Consider the following 14,138-nt stretch of genomic DNA (forward strand, 5'->3'; position numbering starts at 1 on the left):
CCCGGCCCATTAGACCGGCCGCTCTCCCTTCACCGTCACGCGCGTGCCCGAGCGTGTGTGCGGCCAGTAGTCCCACATCGCGCGGTGCTGGGTGCAGCGGTTGTCCCAGAAGGCGATGGCGTTCTCGGTCCAGCGGAAGCGGCACTGGAACAGCGGGTTCTCGGCGTGCTGGTAGAGATAGGCGAGCATTGCGTCGCTCTCGTCGCGCGGGATGCCGTTGATGTGGCGGGTGAAGCCGCGGTTGACGTAGAGCGCTTTCTTCGCCGTGACCGGATGGGTGCGCACCACGGGATGCTCGGCATGGGGATAGGAGGGACGATCGGCGACGCCATAGTTGGCGTAAAGGCCGCGATAGATCGGCTCGCCATCGTGCAGCGCCGTCAGGCCATCGAGATAGGCTTTCATGCGCTCCGACAGCGCCTCATAGGCCGCGTACATGTTGGCAAACAGCGTGTCGCCGCCGCGGGGCGGGCATTGCTTGATGTAGAGGATCGAGCCCATCGGCGGCTCGAGATCGCAGGACACGTCGGAGTGCCAGCCCTCGCCATTGGCGCGCGGCGAGTTCTTGTCCGCATAGATCTTCATCAAGGCGGGGTCTTCGTCCTCATGCGGGGCGGCGGGATGAAAATGCAGCTCGCCGAACTTGCGGCCGAAGGCGAGATGCTGCTGCGGCGTGATGTGCTGGTCGCGGAAGAAGATGACGAGGTTCTCGGCGAGCGCGCGGTGGATCTCGTCCATCTGCCGGTTGGAGCGGGCATCGTCCGAGACGAGCTTGCCGATATCAACGCCGGAGATTTCCGCGCCGATGATGGGGGTGAGCTTCTCGACGACGATGGTCTCGTACGGCGCGCCGTCTTCAGCGGTGTGACGATAGCGCGGGCCCTGCTTGCCGGCGAGTGAGCTCATGGCGTGTCTCCCGATCGTTCTTGATTGGGAGCCATCGTAGCAACGTAGGGCGGGTTAGCGAAGCGTAACCCGCCACCTCGCGCCCGCAAAAAATAGGCGGGTTAGGCTGTGCTAACCCGCCCTACGATTCCGATGTTGAGGAGCGCCTACTCTGCCGCAGGCGCCGGCACCTTGGCGCCTTGGCCGTAGCGCTGGTCGATGTAGTCGATCACCAGCGCCTTGAAGTCGGCGGAGATGGTCGGGCCGCGCAGCGTGCGGAACTTCTTGCCGTCGACGAAGACGGGCGCGGCCGGCGCTTCGCCGGTGCCGGGCAGCGAGATACCGATATTGGCGTGCTTGGACTCGCCGGGGCCGTTGACGATGCAGCCCATCACCGCGACGTTGAGCTCTTCCACGCCGGGATATTTGGTCTTCCAGGTCGGCATCTCGTCGCGGATGAAATCCTGGATCGAGCGGGCCAGCTCCTGGAACGTGGTCGAGGTGGTGCGGCCGCAGCCGGGGCAGGCGGCAACCAGCGGCACGAAAGTGCGGAAGCCCATGGTCTGCAGGAGCTCCTGGCCGACCTGCACCTCGCGGGTGCGGTCGCCGCCGGGCTCGGGCGTCAGCGAGATTCGGATGGTGTCGCCGATGCCCTGCTGCAAGAGGATGCCGAGCGCGGCCGAGGACGCAACGATGCCCTTCGAGCCCATGCCGGCCTCGGTGAGACCGAGATGGATGGCGTAGTCCGAACGGGACGCGAGATCCTGATAGACCGCGATGAGATCCTGCACCGCCGAGACTTTTGCCGAGAGGATGATGCGGTCCTTGGGCATGCCGAGCTCTTCGGCGCGCGCCGCCGAGAGCAGCGCCGACTGCACCATGGCCTCGCGCGTCACCGCGCGCACGTCGCGCGGATTGGGCGAGGCCGCGTTCTCGTCCATCAGCTTGGTCAGAAGCTCCTGGTCGAGCGAGCCCCAATTGGCGCCGATGCGCACCGGCTTGTTGTTCTTGTTCGCGATCTCGATGATGTCGGCGAACTGGGTGTCGCGCTTGTCCTTGAAGCCGACATTGCCGGGATTGATGCGGTATTTGGCCAGGGCCTCGGCGCAGGCCGGATAGGCCGCGAGCAGCTTGTGGCCGATATAGTGGAAGTCGCCGATCAGAGGCGTAGTGATGCCGCGCTTGGCGAGGCCGTCGCGGATGTGCGGAACGGCGGCCGCAGCCTCCTCGCGGTCCACGGTGATGCGGACCATTTCGGAGCCGGCGCGCGCGAGCGCTGCGACCTGGGCGATGGTGCCTTCGACATCGGCGGTATCGGTGTTGGTCATCGACTGCACGACGATCGGCGCACCGCCGCCCACAGCGACGTTGCCGACCTTGACCTGGGTGGTCCGATGCCGGGGCGCCGGGCCCGCAATGTCTGAATCGAGAGGGTTTTCGAGCTTGTTCATGGCGGTCCAAATATCAGGTTTTGGTGACGTTCAGCAATGCATCGCGCGGCGCCGCAACCGATGGGCTGGGACGGTTAACCAGAAAAAGCCCAGCAATTACAAGGACCGCTGCGGCCCCGAATGTCAGGCTCAGGGTGTCATGCATGATGAAATAGCTACCCACCACGCCAAACAAAGGGGTGATGAAGGTAAAAGCGGACAATTTGCTGGCCGAATAGGCCTTCACCAGCGCGAACCAAAGCGTGAACGTGGTTCCGACCACCCAGATCGCCTGGAAGGCCATCAGGCCGAGCGACAGCGGCGACGGAGTGTGGGTGATGGATTCGCCGAACAGCCAGGCCGCCAGCCCCAGGATCGGGATCGAGGTCGCGACCTGATAACCCAGGGCCTTCTCGGGCGCGGCGAAGCGCAGCCGCGTGCCCTTGGCAACCAGCGTCGTCGCGGCCCACAGCGCGGCGCCCCCGACGATCATGAGATCGCCGAGCAGAACCTGCGAATCGACATTGGGCTGGGGCACGCCGATCGCAAGCGCCACGCCGGCAAAGCTGATGGCTAGGCCGAGCCATTGCGCGCCACCGAGACGCTCGCCGAGCACCTGGTAGGAGCCGAGCGCCACGAAGAACGGCGCGGTGTAGAGGAACACCACCGCACGAGAAGCAGACGTGAAGTGCAGCCCCTGGAAGATCAACACGAACTCGATGCCGAACATCAGCCCGGCGATCAGGCCGGGCTTCCAGGTGCCGTCACGTTCGAAGAATTTGACGCCGCGAAAGGTGCCGATGAGGAACAGCACCGGCAGCGCGCCCATCGAGCGGATGGTGGCCTGGAGCATCGGCGGAATGTCCGGCAGCACCAGCTTCACCGCGATCTGGTTGAATCCCCAGGTCAGGCATAGCATGAGCATCAGGGCGATGGCGCCGGCACTGAGGGGACGGCCGGCGGACGGTATGGCTTGAGGTGCGGACATTTCTTCCCAAAAATCCGGCTTTGCGCCGTTGTTGCTTCAAGACATTTTCTGACAATGCGTGCAGACGCCCGTGATCTCCACCACAGACAGCTTTGGCGCGAAGCCTGAGCTGCGCGCGGCGGCGTTGAGGTCCTTGGCGAAGGACGCCGAGGAGATCTCGCCGACCAGGCCGCAGCGCTCGCAGATCAGGAACGCCACCGCGGAGGTCGAATCGTGGTCGTGGGCTGCGCAAGCGAGATAGGCGTTGCGGCTTTCGATGCGATGCACGAGGCCGTTGGCCATCAGGAAGTCGAGCGCACGATAGATCGTGATCGGTGCCGGCCGCGCCATCGACTTGGCAAGCTCGTCGATGATTTCGTAGGCGCCGAGCGGGCGGTGGCTGGAGAGCAAGGCACCCAACACCTGGCGGCGGATCGGCGTGAATTTCTGCGCGCGCTGCTGGCAGACCACCTCGGCATGCGCAAGCGCGTCCGCGGTGCAGCGGCCGTGATCATGGTCGGGCGCGGGGAATGCCGGCTTTGCGAGGCTCATGTCGCCGTCTTCTAGCATTTCGGCGGGGGAACCCAAAGCACGACGAGCCGTCCGGCTGCCAGCCATGCTCCTCCCGCGGGACAGCACCGCGCCCCCGGTCCGTGAATTAATCATAAGCTTGCTTATAATATTCAAGCTTATTGGAGACCACGCTCATGACGCGCGGGTCGGTCGACCAGAATTTCCTGTTCACGCTCGGTGAGCTCTATCGCCTCTTGCGCGTCTATGCCGACAAGGAGGCCTCGCGCTTCGGCATCACCCGGGCGCAATGGGCGGTGCTGGCCAAGGTGGAGCGCAGCGAGGGCATGAAGCAGTCCGAGCTCGCCGAGCTCCTGGAGATGCAGCCGATCACGCTGACACGGCTGATCGACAAGCTCTGCGACAACGACTGGATCGAGCGCCGCAGCGACGCTTCGGATCGCCGGGTCAAGCGCCTGTACCTCAAGAAGGCCGGGCGGCAATTGCTCGGCCGCATGAGCGGCCTGAAGTCGGAGCTGACGGCGAACGCGCTCGACGGCATCAATCCGGCGGACGCGCACCGCCTCCTCACCCAGCTCGAAACCATCAAGGAAAACGTGCGAACCGCGATCCAGGCATCCGGCGCGGAGCAAGCACGCAAGGAGCAGCGCCATGGCTGATCAGGTCGTCAAGTTGCAGCCCGAGCAGAAGAGCGACAGCGGCAAGCCGACCAAGAAGGCCGGCACCGATCCGCGCCGCCGCCTGCTGGCGGGCCTGCGCCGCTATCGCCGTTTCCTGCTCCTGGTCGTGCTGCCTGTCATCGTCGCCATCGGCGGCATCACCTTCTATCTGCATGGGGGCCGCTATGTCGGCACCGACGATGCCTATGTCGGCGCACAGAAGGTGCTGGTGACACCCGACATCTCCGGCAAGATCCTGAAAGTCATCGTCAAGGAAGGCCAGTCGGTCAAGCGCGGCGACGAACTGTTCGAGATCGACCCGGTTCCTTTCCGCCTCGCGGTCGAGGAGACCAAGGCGCAGCTCGCGCAGGCGCGCACGACCTATGACAACCTCGTCGCCAACATCAAGATCTACGGCGACATGTTGGGCCTCGCCCAGCAGGGCATCGATCTGAAGCAGCGCGACGTCGAGCGCAAGCAGGCGCTGGTGAAGAACAATTTCGGCTCCCAGCTCGATCTCGACAACGCCTCCAACGCACTGGTCACCGCCGGGGCGCAGGCGCAGTACATCAAGCAGCAGCTCTCCAACGCAACGACCCAGCTGCTCGGCAACCCTGATCTGCCGCTCGAGCAATTCCCGCCCTACGCTCAGGCAAAAGCCAAGCTGGATGACGCGCAGCGCAACCTCGACCACACCGTGCTGCGCGCGCCGATGGATGGAGTGGCGACGCAGGTCGAGCAGATTCAGCTCGGCCGCTATGTGCCCGCCGGCACGCCGGTGTTCTCCATCATCGACGTCGCCCATCCCTGGGTCGACGCCAATCCGAAGGAGAGCGACCTCACCTATGTCACCGAAGGCCAGTCCGTCACGCTCGAGGTCGACGCGTTCCCCAACCATGTCTTCAAGGGCAAGATCGGCTCGCTCTCGCCCGGCACCGGCGCGCAATTCGCGATCCTGCCGCCGCAGAACGCCATGGGCAATTTCGTCAAGGTGGTGCAGCGTGTGCCGATCCGCATCTATTTTGACGAGACCGACAAATATGTGCGGAAGCTGAAAGCCGGCATGAGCGTCTACGCCACCATCGACACCGGTCATCGGCGGTCGCTTGCCGGCCTGCTCGGCCTGTCCGCGACCGCGGGCCAGGATAAAGAATAAGACAAGGACTGGCGCGATGTCCGGCCCCAATGCCAGCCTGATGGTCCCCGGCCTGCGCCGGAACATGGTGACGATCTGCGCCATGACCGCGACCATCATGCAGGCGCTCGACACGACCATCGCCAATGTCGCCCTCCCCTACATGCAGGGCACGCTGTCGGCCTCGCAGGACCAGATCAACTGGGTGCTGACCTCCTACATCGTCGCCGCCGCGATCATGACGGCGCCGGTGGGCTGGATCGCCAACCGCTTCGGCCGCAAGCGCATCTTCATCATCTGCTCGGCCGGCTTCACCATGGCATCGGTGCTGTGCGGCCTCGCGCAGGACATCAACCAGATGGTGCTGTTCCGCCTGCTGCAGGGCGTGTTCGGCGCAGCGCTGGTACCGCTGTCGCAATCGGTCATGCTCGACTATTACACGCTTCAGGAACGCGCCAAGGCGATGGCGATCTGGGGCATGGGCGTGATGATGGGTCCGATCATGGGACCGTCGCTGGGAGCCTGGCTCACCGAGACCTATTCCTGGCACTGGGTGTTCTTCGTCAACCTGCCGTTCGGCATCATCACCGTGCTCGGGCTGGTCGTCTTCATGGACGAGACCAGGAAGGATTTCAGCCTCAAATTCGACTGGTTCGGCTTCGCCGCGCTGGCGGTCGCGATCGGCGCGCTCCAGCTCGCGCTCGACCGCGGTGAGCAATTGGGCTGGCTGGAATCGAACGAGATCCTCGCCGAGTTCATCGTCTCGGCCGTCGCGTTCTACTTCTTCCTCGCGCATTCCTTCACGACCTCGACCCCGTTCATCCGCTTCGCCCTGTTCCGGGACCGCAACTTCGTCACCGGCTGCCTGTTCATGATCGTGATGGGGCTCGTCCTGTTCTCGACCATGGCACTCGCCTCGCCCTACATGCAGAACGTGATCGGCTATCCCATCATCACCGCCGGCCTGCTGCTGGCGACCCGCGGCATCGGCACCTTCTTCGCCATGATGCTGGTCGGCCGCATGATGCGTTATATCGAGGCGCGCACGCTGATCATCTGCGGCCTGACGCTGACGGCGGGCTCGCTGTTCCAGATGACCGGCTGGACCGATCTGACCCAGGTGCCGGAGATCGTCACGGTCAGCGTCATCCAGGGTTTTGGCTTCGGCCTCGTCTTCGTGCCGCTCTCGACCGTGGCGTTCCTGACACTGTCGAACGAGCTGCGCACCGACGGCACCGCGATGCTGACCCTGATGCGCAACGTCGCGAGCTCGGTCGGCATTTCCGTCGTGATCGCGCAATTGACGCAAGGCACGCGATGGACCTACGCGATCCTGTCCGAGCACATCAACCCGTTCAACCACGCGCTGCAGATGCCCGGCGTCAGCGGCATCATCAATCTGTCGACCGACACCGGCCGCGCCATGGCCGACAGAATGGTCAACGTGCAGGCGCAGATCATCGCCTTCGCGCACGACTACCAGCTGGTGATGCTCTTCATCCTCTGCACCATCCCGCTCGCTTTGCTGATCGGCTCGACCAAGGCGACGCTGCGCAAGCAGGCGGCGGGGCCGGAGCATGCGGTGATGGAGTAGCGGATCTCGGGCCCCGGACGCAGCGCAGCGCTACACGTTGCACCGCGTCCGGGACACAACAGCGCTACAACAGCTCCTCGCAGCCCAAATCATCCACGGCCGCAAACGCCCGCTCCAGATTGTTCCACCAGATCAGCGGCGGGATGTTGATGCTCCACTGCCAGACCGGCCGCGTGATCTGCCAGAGCACCGCCCAGCGATAGTCGCGGTCGAGCGCTCCGCGCGAATAGCCGGTGATGCCGCTCTCGATCAGCGTGTCGTGGTAGAGATTGAGCAGCAGCCGTTCGAGCGCCTGCCGGCGTTCCGGATACCAATGCATCGCCATCATGTAGGCGAGATCGTGCGTCGGAACGTCGATGCTCCAAAGATCGAAATCGAAGATGCGCACGGTGTCATCGATTCCCGTGCGCGGCAGCAGGAAATTCCAGACATGGGCATCGCCATGCGTGATACTGAGGTGGCGGCGTGAATGGTAACGCTGGGACAGCCGCTCCGACTGATCGATGAGCCGACGATAGAGGATCCGCCGTTCCTCGCTGAGGCGATCGCCGAGAAGATCGGCAAAGCGGTCGTAATGCCCCGCGAACGTCTCCATGCGTTGCGCGCTGTCCTCCACGCTGGCCCAGGTGCCGAGGGTCTCGCCGAGGCTCGGATGGTCCCACCAGGCTGCATGCCAGCGCGCCAGCGTCGTGACGATGGCGAACGTCTGCTCACGCGACGGCGGCACCGGCCAGGCCGTCGCGATCTCGTGGCTGTCGGTGAGATCTTCCAGGAGCAGATGCCAGGCGAAGCTGTCCTCGTCGAAATGCCCATCAAAGCAGCGCGGCACGAGTCCCGGCGGCATCTGCGGCACCAGCTGCGTGTAATAGCCCACCTCGCGCCGGCCGCCATTGGCGAGGCGCTTGGCGAAAGCGGCATTGGGCGTCTTGAGGATCAGCGACTGCGGAGCACCGGCGGACTCGCCGACATAGCGCAGCCCGAGCCTGACGATATGCGACACCACTGTGTCGCGCTGATGCAGCACCTTCACCTCGCGGACGGCGCCTGCATCCAGCGCGCCGCCCCGGCGCAGCGCGGCCGTCAGTCGGGCGGGCTCAACGACCGCCGGCAATTGTGGAGATGTCATGAACCACGATGCCCCTGTCCCGCGTCATACTGCACGATCACATGCCCGGGCACCAGCGGCTGCCGCCGGCTCAGGCTGCGGCGGTCGAGTCGCGCACCGTCCGCACAACAATCGCGCGCAGTTGATCGAGATTGGCCGTCATCCCGGCGATCGCCTGCCTCACATCCGCGGCGCGCTGGTTGACGGAGGCGGCATCGCGGCTGACGTCGCCGATCTTGGCCGAGACCTCCTGTGCGGCGGAGGCCGATTCGGAAATCGACCGCGTGATCTCCCGGGTCGCGGCATCCTGCTGTTCCATTGCGGCAGCGACCGATGTCGCCACGCCGTCGATCTCGATGATGTGGCCTCCCATGGCCTCGACGGCGTCGACCGCGGCCTGCGTCGAGGCCTGGATCTCTGCAATCAGCCGGCCGATCTCCTCGGTGGACTTGGCAGTCTGGTCGGACAGGGACTTCACCTCGGCGGCAACCACCGCGAAGCCGCGGCCGGCCTCGCCGGCGCGCGCCGCCTCGATCGTCGCGTTGAGCGCGAGGAGGTTGGTCTGGCCTGCGATGCCGCCGATGAGGTCGGAGACCTCCGCGATCTTCTTCACCGATCCGGCCAGCGCCTGAATGGTCGAACGCGCCTGCTCGCGGCCGGCGACGGCCGATTTGGTGACGGTGCTGGTCCGCGCGACCTGGCTCGTGATCTCGCGGATCGAGGCGCTCAACTCTTCGGCCGCAGCGGAGACGGCCTGCGAGCTGCCGAGCGCCTGGGTCGAGGCCGCCGCCACCGCCTGCGACTGCGCAGAGAGCGACTTTGCGATCTCAGAGAGGCCGGAGGCGGCTTGCTCCACGCCCTGCGTCGCCGCGGTCGCGGTATCGACCGAGCGGCCGGTCTCGCGCTCGACCGTTTCGGCCATCTGGTGCAGGGCGAATCGCTTGGCGAGCGCCGCCGCCTGCTCCTGCCGCAACTGCTCCTCGCGCAGACGGGAGTTCTCGACCGCCGCCTGCTTGAACACCACAAGCGCGCCCGCCATCGAGCCGACCTCGTCCTGGCGCTGGGCGAACGGAATGTCGGCGGCGAGATCGCCGGTCGCGAGCTTCTGCATCGTGTCCGTCATGCGCACGATCGGGCGCACCACGCCGAGGGCAACACCCAGCAGGCCGGCGGTAACGAAGGCGAGGACGGCGATGGAGACGCCGAGGAGGATATAAAGCATCGCGCTGTCGCGGTCCGCGGCCAGCTTCTCCATGGCGGCATTCCGCTTGTTGGCACTCTCGACGATGCTGTCGATGACGGCACGGTGCGCGGTATAGGCCTCCTTGAGCTGCGCATAGACGCGCTCGGAAGCCGCCGCGTCCTTGGCCTTGAGGGCGGGCAGAAGCTGATCCGACGCCTTCCAGAATTTCTGCACCTCCGCATCGGATTTCGATACCAGCGCGGTCTTGAGGTCGGCCGAAAGGCTGGAGGAGACCCAGAACGCCTTGCGCTCGTCGTAGTCCTTGCGGAGCTGGACCAGACGTTCGCCGTGGGCCGCCAGCTGATCCGGCTCGCGCATGGCCAGCGTCGCCTCGAGATAGGCTTCGATGATGTATTCGGGCGGCGGCAGGATGTCGGCGATGAGGTCATTGCCGAGCTTGATGTCGGAATAGAGCGGACCGCCGACCTTGAGCTCTTTTAGGGCGTACAGGCTGGTCGAAACAACGGCGGCGAAACCAATGGCGAGAACGATGCCAAACGCGACGATCGCAGAGGACAAGGACAGACGAAATTTCATGAAACAATCCAGGTCGGCGTCGAAACTGCGGCCACCCTAGACGACTACGGTAAATACGGGATTGATTCGCGCCGGAATTGTATTTCACGAACCCCGCATGAATACGGAGATTAGGCGTCAAGTCATCGGTATTGAGTCAGCGAGGCTGACGCACAACCGCGCAAAATCAACGTTCGAGTCTGATGCGGCAACCCAGCACCGGCTCCGATGCGCCGAATGAGATATGTGTGCCGAGGAGCAGGCCTCCCCGGCACGCCCTGCCCTCATACGTCGAAGAACACCGTCTCGTTGTCGCCCTGCAGGTGCAGGTCGAGCCGGTAGACCGGCTTGCCGGCCTCGCGGACCGCAGTGAGCGTGGCGCGGCGGTCAGCCGGCACCAGCGCCAGCACGGGATCGGCGGCGTTGCCGGCCTCGTCGCTGAAATAGATGCGGGTGTAGAGATGCCTGAGCATGCCGCGGCCAAACACCGCAACCAGGATGTGCGGCGCCTGCGGCTTGCCCGCAGGATCCGGCACCGCGCCCGGCCTGATGGTCTCGAAGGAATAGTTGCCGTCCTTGTCGGTGCCGCAGCGGGCAAAGCCGCGGAAGCTCGCATTCGGCAGCGCGCGCTTGTCCTGGGGATCGGCGAAGCGGCCCTGCGCATCCGCCTGCCAGATCTCCAGCATGCAATCGGGGACGGCGACGCCATCGCCATCGAACACCCGGCCCTCGATGCGGATGCGATCGCCGGTGACATCGGGTGTCAGCGTCGAATGGGTGAACGCGTCGTTCCAGGCGTACTCGCCGGTCGGCGTCAGGCCGTATTTGAAGAACGGACCGACCGTCTGCGATGGGGTGATCCCGTCGGGCTTCGCGGACTGTTGCACTTAATGGTTCTCCATGGGGGTGGCGTCCTTGCCGCGCAGCACGATGTCGAAGCGGTAGCACAGTGCCCATTCGGGCTGGGTATTCTCCAGGTCGAACGACGAAACCATCCGCGCCCGCGCCTTCTCGTCCGGCACCGAGTTGAAGATCGGGTCGAACGGGAACAAGGGGTCGTTCGGGAAATACATCTGCGTCACCAGGCGCGTGACGAAGGAATGGCCGAACACCGACAGATGGATGTGCGCAGGCCGCCAGGCGTTGTGGTGATTGCCCCAGGGATAGGCGCCGGGCTTGATGGTGACGAAGCGATAATAGCCGGACGCATCGCTCACGGTGCGGCCCGCGCCGGTGAAATTCGGATCGAGCGGCGCCGGATGCTGATCGCGGACGTGAACGTAACGGCCGCAGGAATTGGCCTGCCAGATCTCGACGAGCGAGTTCGGCACGCCGCGGCCGTCCTCGTCGCGCACATGGCCGTGCACGATGATGCGCTCGCCGAGCGGCTCGCCCGCGTGCTGGCGGGTGAGGTCGTTGTCGCCCTCGCGCACGGTCTCGTGGCCGTAGACCGGCCCGGTCAGCTCCGACAGCGTATGGGGCATCGGAATCAAGGGCTTGTTCGGCGCGCGCTTGATCGAGCTCTTGTAGTCGGGCGACAGCGGCAGCGGATGCGCCGCGTTGCTGCCGGTGGGATAGATGAATGTCATTGGCGAACTCCTCCCGGCCGTTTTCGGTCCGGCCAGTCAACTCTTCCGCCAATCATTATAGGATATAACTAATTTGGGAAAGCCGGTTTGGCGGCGTTCCCGCGCATGGCAGCCGGCCACTGCTACCTGATCGGCGCACGCGGAAGCACGGCCTCTCCGGCCTCGAGCCGGTAGGTATGGTCGAGCGAATACCAAGGCAATGAGGCGTCCTTCGCCGTCGGATGCGGCGTATCGTGGCGCACGAACTTGCCGATCAGCGCCTGTGTCACACCGAACTGCACGTCGCTGTCGATATGGGGGTCGCTGGGATCATAGACCTGCGAGATCAGCACCTTAAATCCCGGCTTGAAGATCAGGGCATGCAGATGCGCGGGACGATAGGGGTGGCGGGCCTGCGCCGCGAGCAGGCGGCCCACGACACCATCGGTCGGAATGGGATAGCCGACCATCATCACCGAGCGGAAGGAAAAGCGCCCGTCAGAATCGGTCGTGAACTTGCCGCGCAGGTTCATGTCGGCCTGCTCGGGGTCCTGGTTCTCGTAGAGGCCGACCGGCGAGGCGTGCCAGACATCGACCTCGGCACCGGCGACGGGCCGGCCGTCCTGATCGACGACGCGGCCGCTGACGAACAGCGTGGCCCCCGGTGTCTCCGAGCGCACGATCGATCCACCATTCTCGACCCGGGGCGAATTCAACCGCCAGAACGGCCCGAGCAATGATTGATCGGTCTCCGTATTGCCTTGATCGCCGTTGTTGAGCAGGCACACCAGCGAGGAGACGCCGAGCGACCCCGCCATCAGCACGACTTCGTTATGCGTATCGGTGGTCAGCTTGCCGAGTTCGGCCACGATCGCCGCGGCGTCGCGGAACTCCTTCTCGGTCAGCCTGACATCGCGGACGAAGGCGTGCAAATGCTTGACCAGGGAGACCATGATCTCGCGCAGCCGCGGATCGGATGTCCGTTCCATTACCGCCAGGGCCGCGGCCGTGACGTCCTTCTCGCGCTCGATGATCACAGGCTATTTTCTCCCTGTCTTTCCGGAACGCGAGAGAAATGCGCGAGCCCGGGCACTTCGCCTCTCCCCGCGAAGAGCGGGGAGAGGTGAAGGAGAGAGTTCAATTCAGCTTCTCGATCGCAACCGCGACACCCTGGCCGACGCCGACGCACATGGTGGCGAGCGCGAGCTTGCCGCCGCGCTTCTCCATGCCGTGCACGGCGGTGAGCGCGAGGCGGGCGCCGCTCATGCCGAGCGGATGGCCAAGCGCGATGGCACCGCCATGCGGATTGACGAAATCGGCGTCATCGGCGACGCCGAGCTGGCGCATGCAGGCGATGCCCTGCGAAGCGAAAGCTTCGTTCAGCTCGATCAGGTCGAAATCGCTGATCTTCTTAGCCAGCCGTTCCATCAGCTTGCGGGTCGCCGGCACCGGGCCGATGCCCATGATCCGCGGCGGCACGCCGGCCGAGGCGAGCCCGAGGATGCGAGCTCGCGGCGTCAGGCCGTGCTTCCTGACCGCGGCTTCCGAGGCCAGGATCATGGCGGCGGCGCCGTCATTGACGCCGGAGGCGTTGCCGGCCGTGACGGTGCCGGGATTGCGCACGATCGGCTTCAGCTTGGCGAGACCTTCCAACGTGGTCTCGGGGCGCGGATGCTCGTCCTTGTCGACGGTGATCGGGCCGGCTTTGCCGCCGGGAATGGTGATCGGCGTGATTTCTTCCGCGAAATAGCCGGCTGCGATTGCAGCGCCTGCGCGCTGCTGCGAGCGGATGGCGAAGGCGTCCTGGTCCGCGCGCGAGACCTGGAACTCCTCGGCGACGTTCTCGCCGGTCTCCGGCATCGCGTCGACGCCGTACTGCGCCTTCAGCAGCGGATTGATGAAGCGCCAGCCGATGGTGGTGTCGAAGATTTCGGCCGAGCGCGAGAAGGCTTCCTGCGCCTTGCCCATCACGAAGGGCGCGCGGGTCATCGATTCGACGCCGCCGGCAATCGCGAGATCGATCTCGCCGGAACGAATGGCGCGGCCCGCGGCGCCGACCGCATCGAGGCCCGAGGCGCAGAGCCGGTTCAGAGTCTGGCCGGGAACCGAATCCGGCAGGCCCGCCAGCAGCAGCGCCATGCGCGCGACGTTGCGATTGTCCTCGCCGGCCTGGTTGGCGCAGCCGAAGAACACCTCGTCCACCTGTGCCCAATCGAGATTGGGGTGCTTGGCCATCAGCGCCTTGATCGGGGCGGCGGCGAGATCGTCGGCGCGCACCTTGGCGAGCGAGCCGCCGAAACGGCCGATCGGGGTCCGCACGGCATCGCAGATAAAGACGTCACGCATCGTTGTTCTCCCTGAATGCCGCGATCCGGCCAAATTCTTCAATGTCGGCGGAGTTTTAGGAGGGCGCCCGCGGCAGGTCAATTGACGGTTTCGCGGGACAGACGTCATTCCGGGGCGCGCCATTTGGCGCGAACCCGGAATCCATTTGTCGGCGTGACG

Annotated in this window: 13 protein-coding genes; 3 read left to right on the forward strand and 10 right to left on the reverse strand. The window is 65.1% G+C overall.

The genetic code is table 11. The annotated features are described in order from the left end of the window. Positions 1-9: 9 nt before the first annotated feature. From I6F31_RS28605 to I6F31_RS28620, 4 genes are all read right to left on the reverse strand, one after another. The gene (locus I6F31_RS28605) at positions 10-906 is read right to left on the reverse strand and encodes a TauD/TfdA family dioxygenase (RefSeq protein ID WP_225141283.1); all 897 of its coding nucleotides are present in this window, start codon (positions 904-906) and stop codon (positions 10-12) included. Between the two features lie 146 nt (positions 907-1,052). After that, positions 1,053-2,336 (reverse strand): flavodoxin-dependent (E)-4-hydroxy-3-methylbut-2-enyl-diphosphate synthase, encoded by a 1,284-nt coding sequence (gene ispG / locus I6F31_RS28610; protein WP_036038529.1) that lies wholly within the window; start codon positions 2,334-2,336, stop codon positions 1,053-1,055. 13 nt (positions 2,337-2,349) lie between these two features. Then, the gene (locus I6F31_RS28615) at positions 2,350-3,303 is read right to left on the reverse strand and encodes a DMT family transporter (RefSeq protein WP_225171960.1); all 954 of its coding nucleotides are present in this window, start codon (positions 3,301-3,303) and stop codon (positions 2,350-2,352) included. A gap of 36 nt (positions 3,304-3,339) precedes the next feature. Beyond that, a complete protein-coding gene (locus tag I6F31_RS28620) occupies positions 3,340-3,834 on the reverse strand; it encodes a transcriptional repressor (protein ID WP_036002259.1) in 495 nt (164 codons plus the stop codon). A 155-nt stretch (positions 3,835-3,989) separates the two neighbouring features. Here I6F31_RS28620 and I6F31_RS28625 point away from each other — a divergent pair, with 155 nt between their 5' ends. From I6F31_RS28625 to I6F31_RS28635, 3 genes are read left to right on the forward strand one after another with little or no spacing between them, the layout of a single operon-like run. Continuing rightward, entirely contained in the window at positions 3,990-4,472 is a 483-nt protein-coding gene (locus tag I6F31_RS28625) for a MarR family transcriptional regulator (RefSeq protein ID WP_225134738.1), read from the forward strand. Beyond that, positions 4,465-5,628, forward strand: a complete 1,164-nt coding sequence (locus I6F31_RS28630; RefSeq protein WP_225183682.1) for an HlyD family secretion protein — start codon at positions 4,465-4,467, stop codon at positions 5,626-5,628. The genes I6F31_RS28625 and I6F31_RS28630 overlap by 8 nt, the downstream gene beginning before the upstream one ends. A gap of 16 nt (positions 5,629-5,644) precedes the next feature. Beyond that, entirely contained in the window at positions 5,645-7,201 is a 1,557-nt protein-coding gene (locus I6F31_RS28635) for an MDR family MFS transporter (protein WP_249782035.1), read from the forward strand. Between the two features lie 64 nt (positions 7,202-7,265). Here I6F31_RS28635 and I6F31_RS28640 read toward each other — a convergent pair whose 3' ends face one another. The 6 genes from I6F31_RS28640 to pcaF form a co-directional block, all read right to left on the reverse strand. Next, positions 7,266-8,327, reverse strand: a complete 1,062-nt coding sequence (locus I6F31_RS28640) for a phosphotransferase (RefSeq protein WP_036023951.1) — start codon at positions 8,325-8,327, stop codon at positions 7,266-7,268. Between the two features lie 70 nt (positions 8,328-8,397). Beyond that, on the reverse strand, positions 8,398-10,086 hold the full coding sequence (locus I6F31_RS28645) for a methyl-accepting chemotaxis protein (RefSeq protein WP_225148616.1): 1,689 nt from the start codon (positions 10,084-10,086) through the stop codon (positions 8,398-8,400). Positions 10,087-10,349: 263 nt separating this feature from the next. Continuing rightward, entirely contained in the window at positions 10,350-10,952 is a 603-nt protein-coding gene (pcaG, locus tag I6F31_RS28650) for a protocatechuate 3,4-dioxygenase subunit alpha (protein ID WP_225186470.1), read from the reverse strand. Next, complete coding sequence (gene pcaH, locus I6F31_RS28655) at positions 10,953-11,654, reverse strand: protocatechuate 3,4-dioxygenase subunit beta (protein ID WP_109142086.1); 702 nt, start codon at positions 11,652-11,654, stop codon at positions 10,953-10,955. It abuts the gene before it with no gap. 122 nt (positions 11,655-11,776) lie between these two features. Continuing rightward, positions 11,777-12,670 carry a dioxygenase gene (locus I6F31_RS28660; protein ID WP_225153616.1) on the reverse strand — a complete coding sequence of 298 codons (894 nt, stop codon included), beginning with the start codon at positions 12,668-12,670 and terminating at the stop codon, positions 11,777-11,779. Between the two features lie 100 nt (positions 12,671-12,770). Continuing rightward, positions 12,771-13,979 carry a 3-oxoadipyl-CoA thiolase gene (pcaF, locus tag I6F31_RS28665; RefSeq protein ID WP_225186471.1) on the reverse strand — a complete coding sequence of 403 codons (1,209 nt, stop codon included), beginning with the start codon at positions 13,977-13,979 and terminating at the stop codon, positions 12,771-12,773. Between the last annotated feature and the right edge of the window lie 159 nt (positions 13,980-14,138).

The sequence above is a fragment of the Bradyrhizobium sp. NBAIM01 genome (genome assembly GCF_020194115.1).
Classification (GTDB): Bacteria; Pseudomonadota; Alphaproteobacteria; order Rhizobiales; family Xanthobacteraceae; genus Bradyrhizobium; species Bradyrhizobium yuanmingense.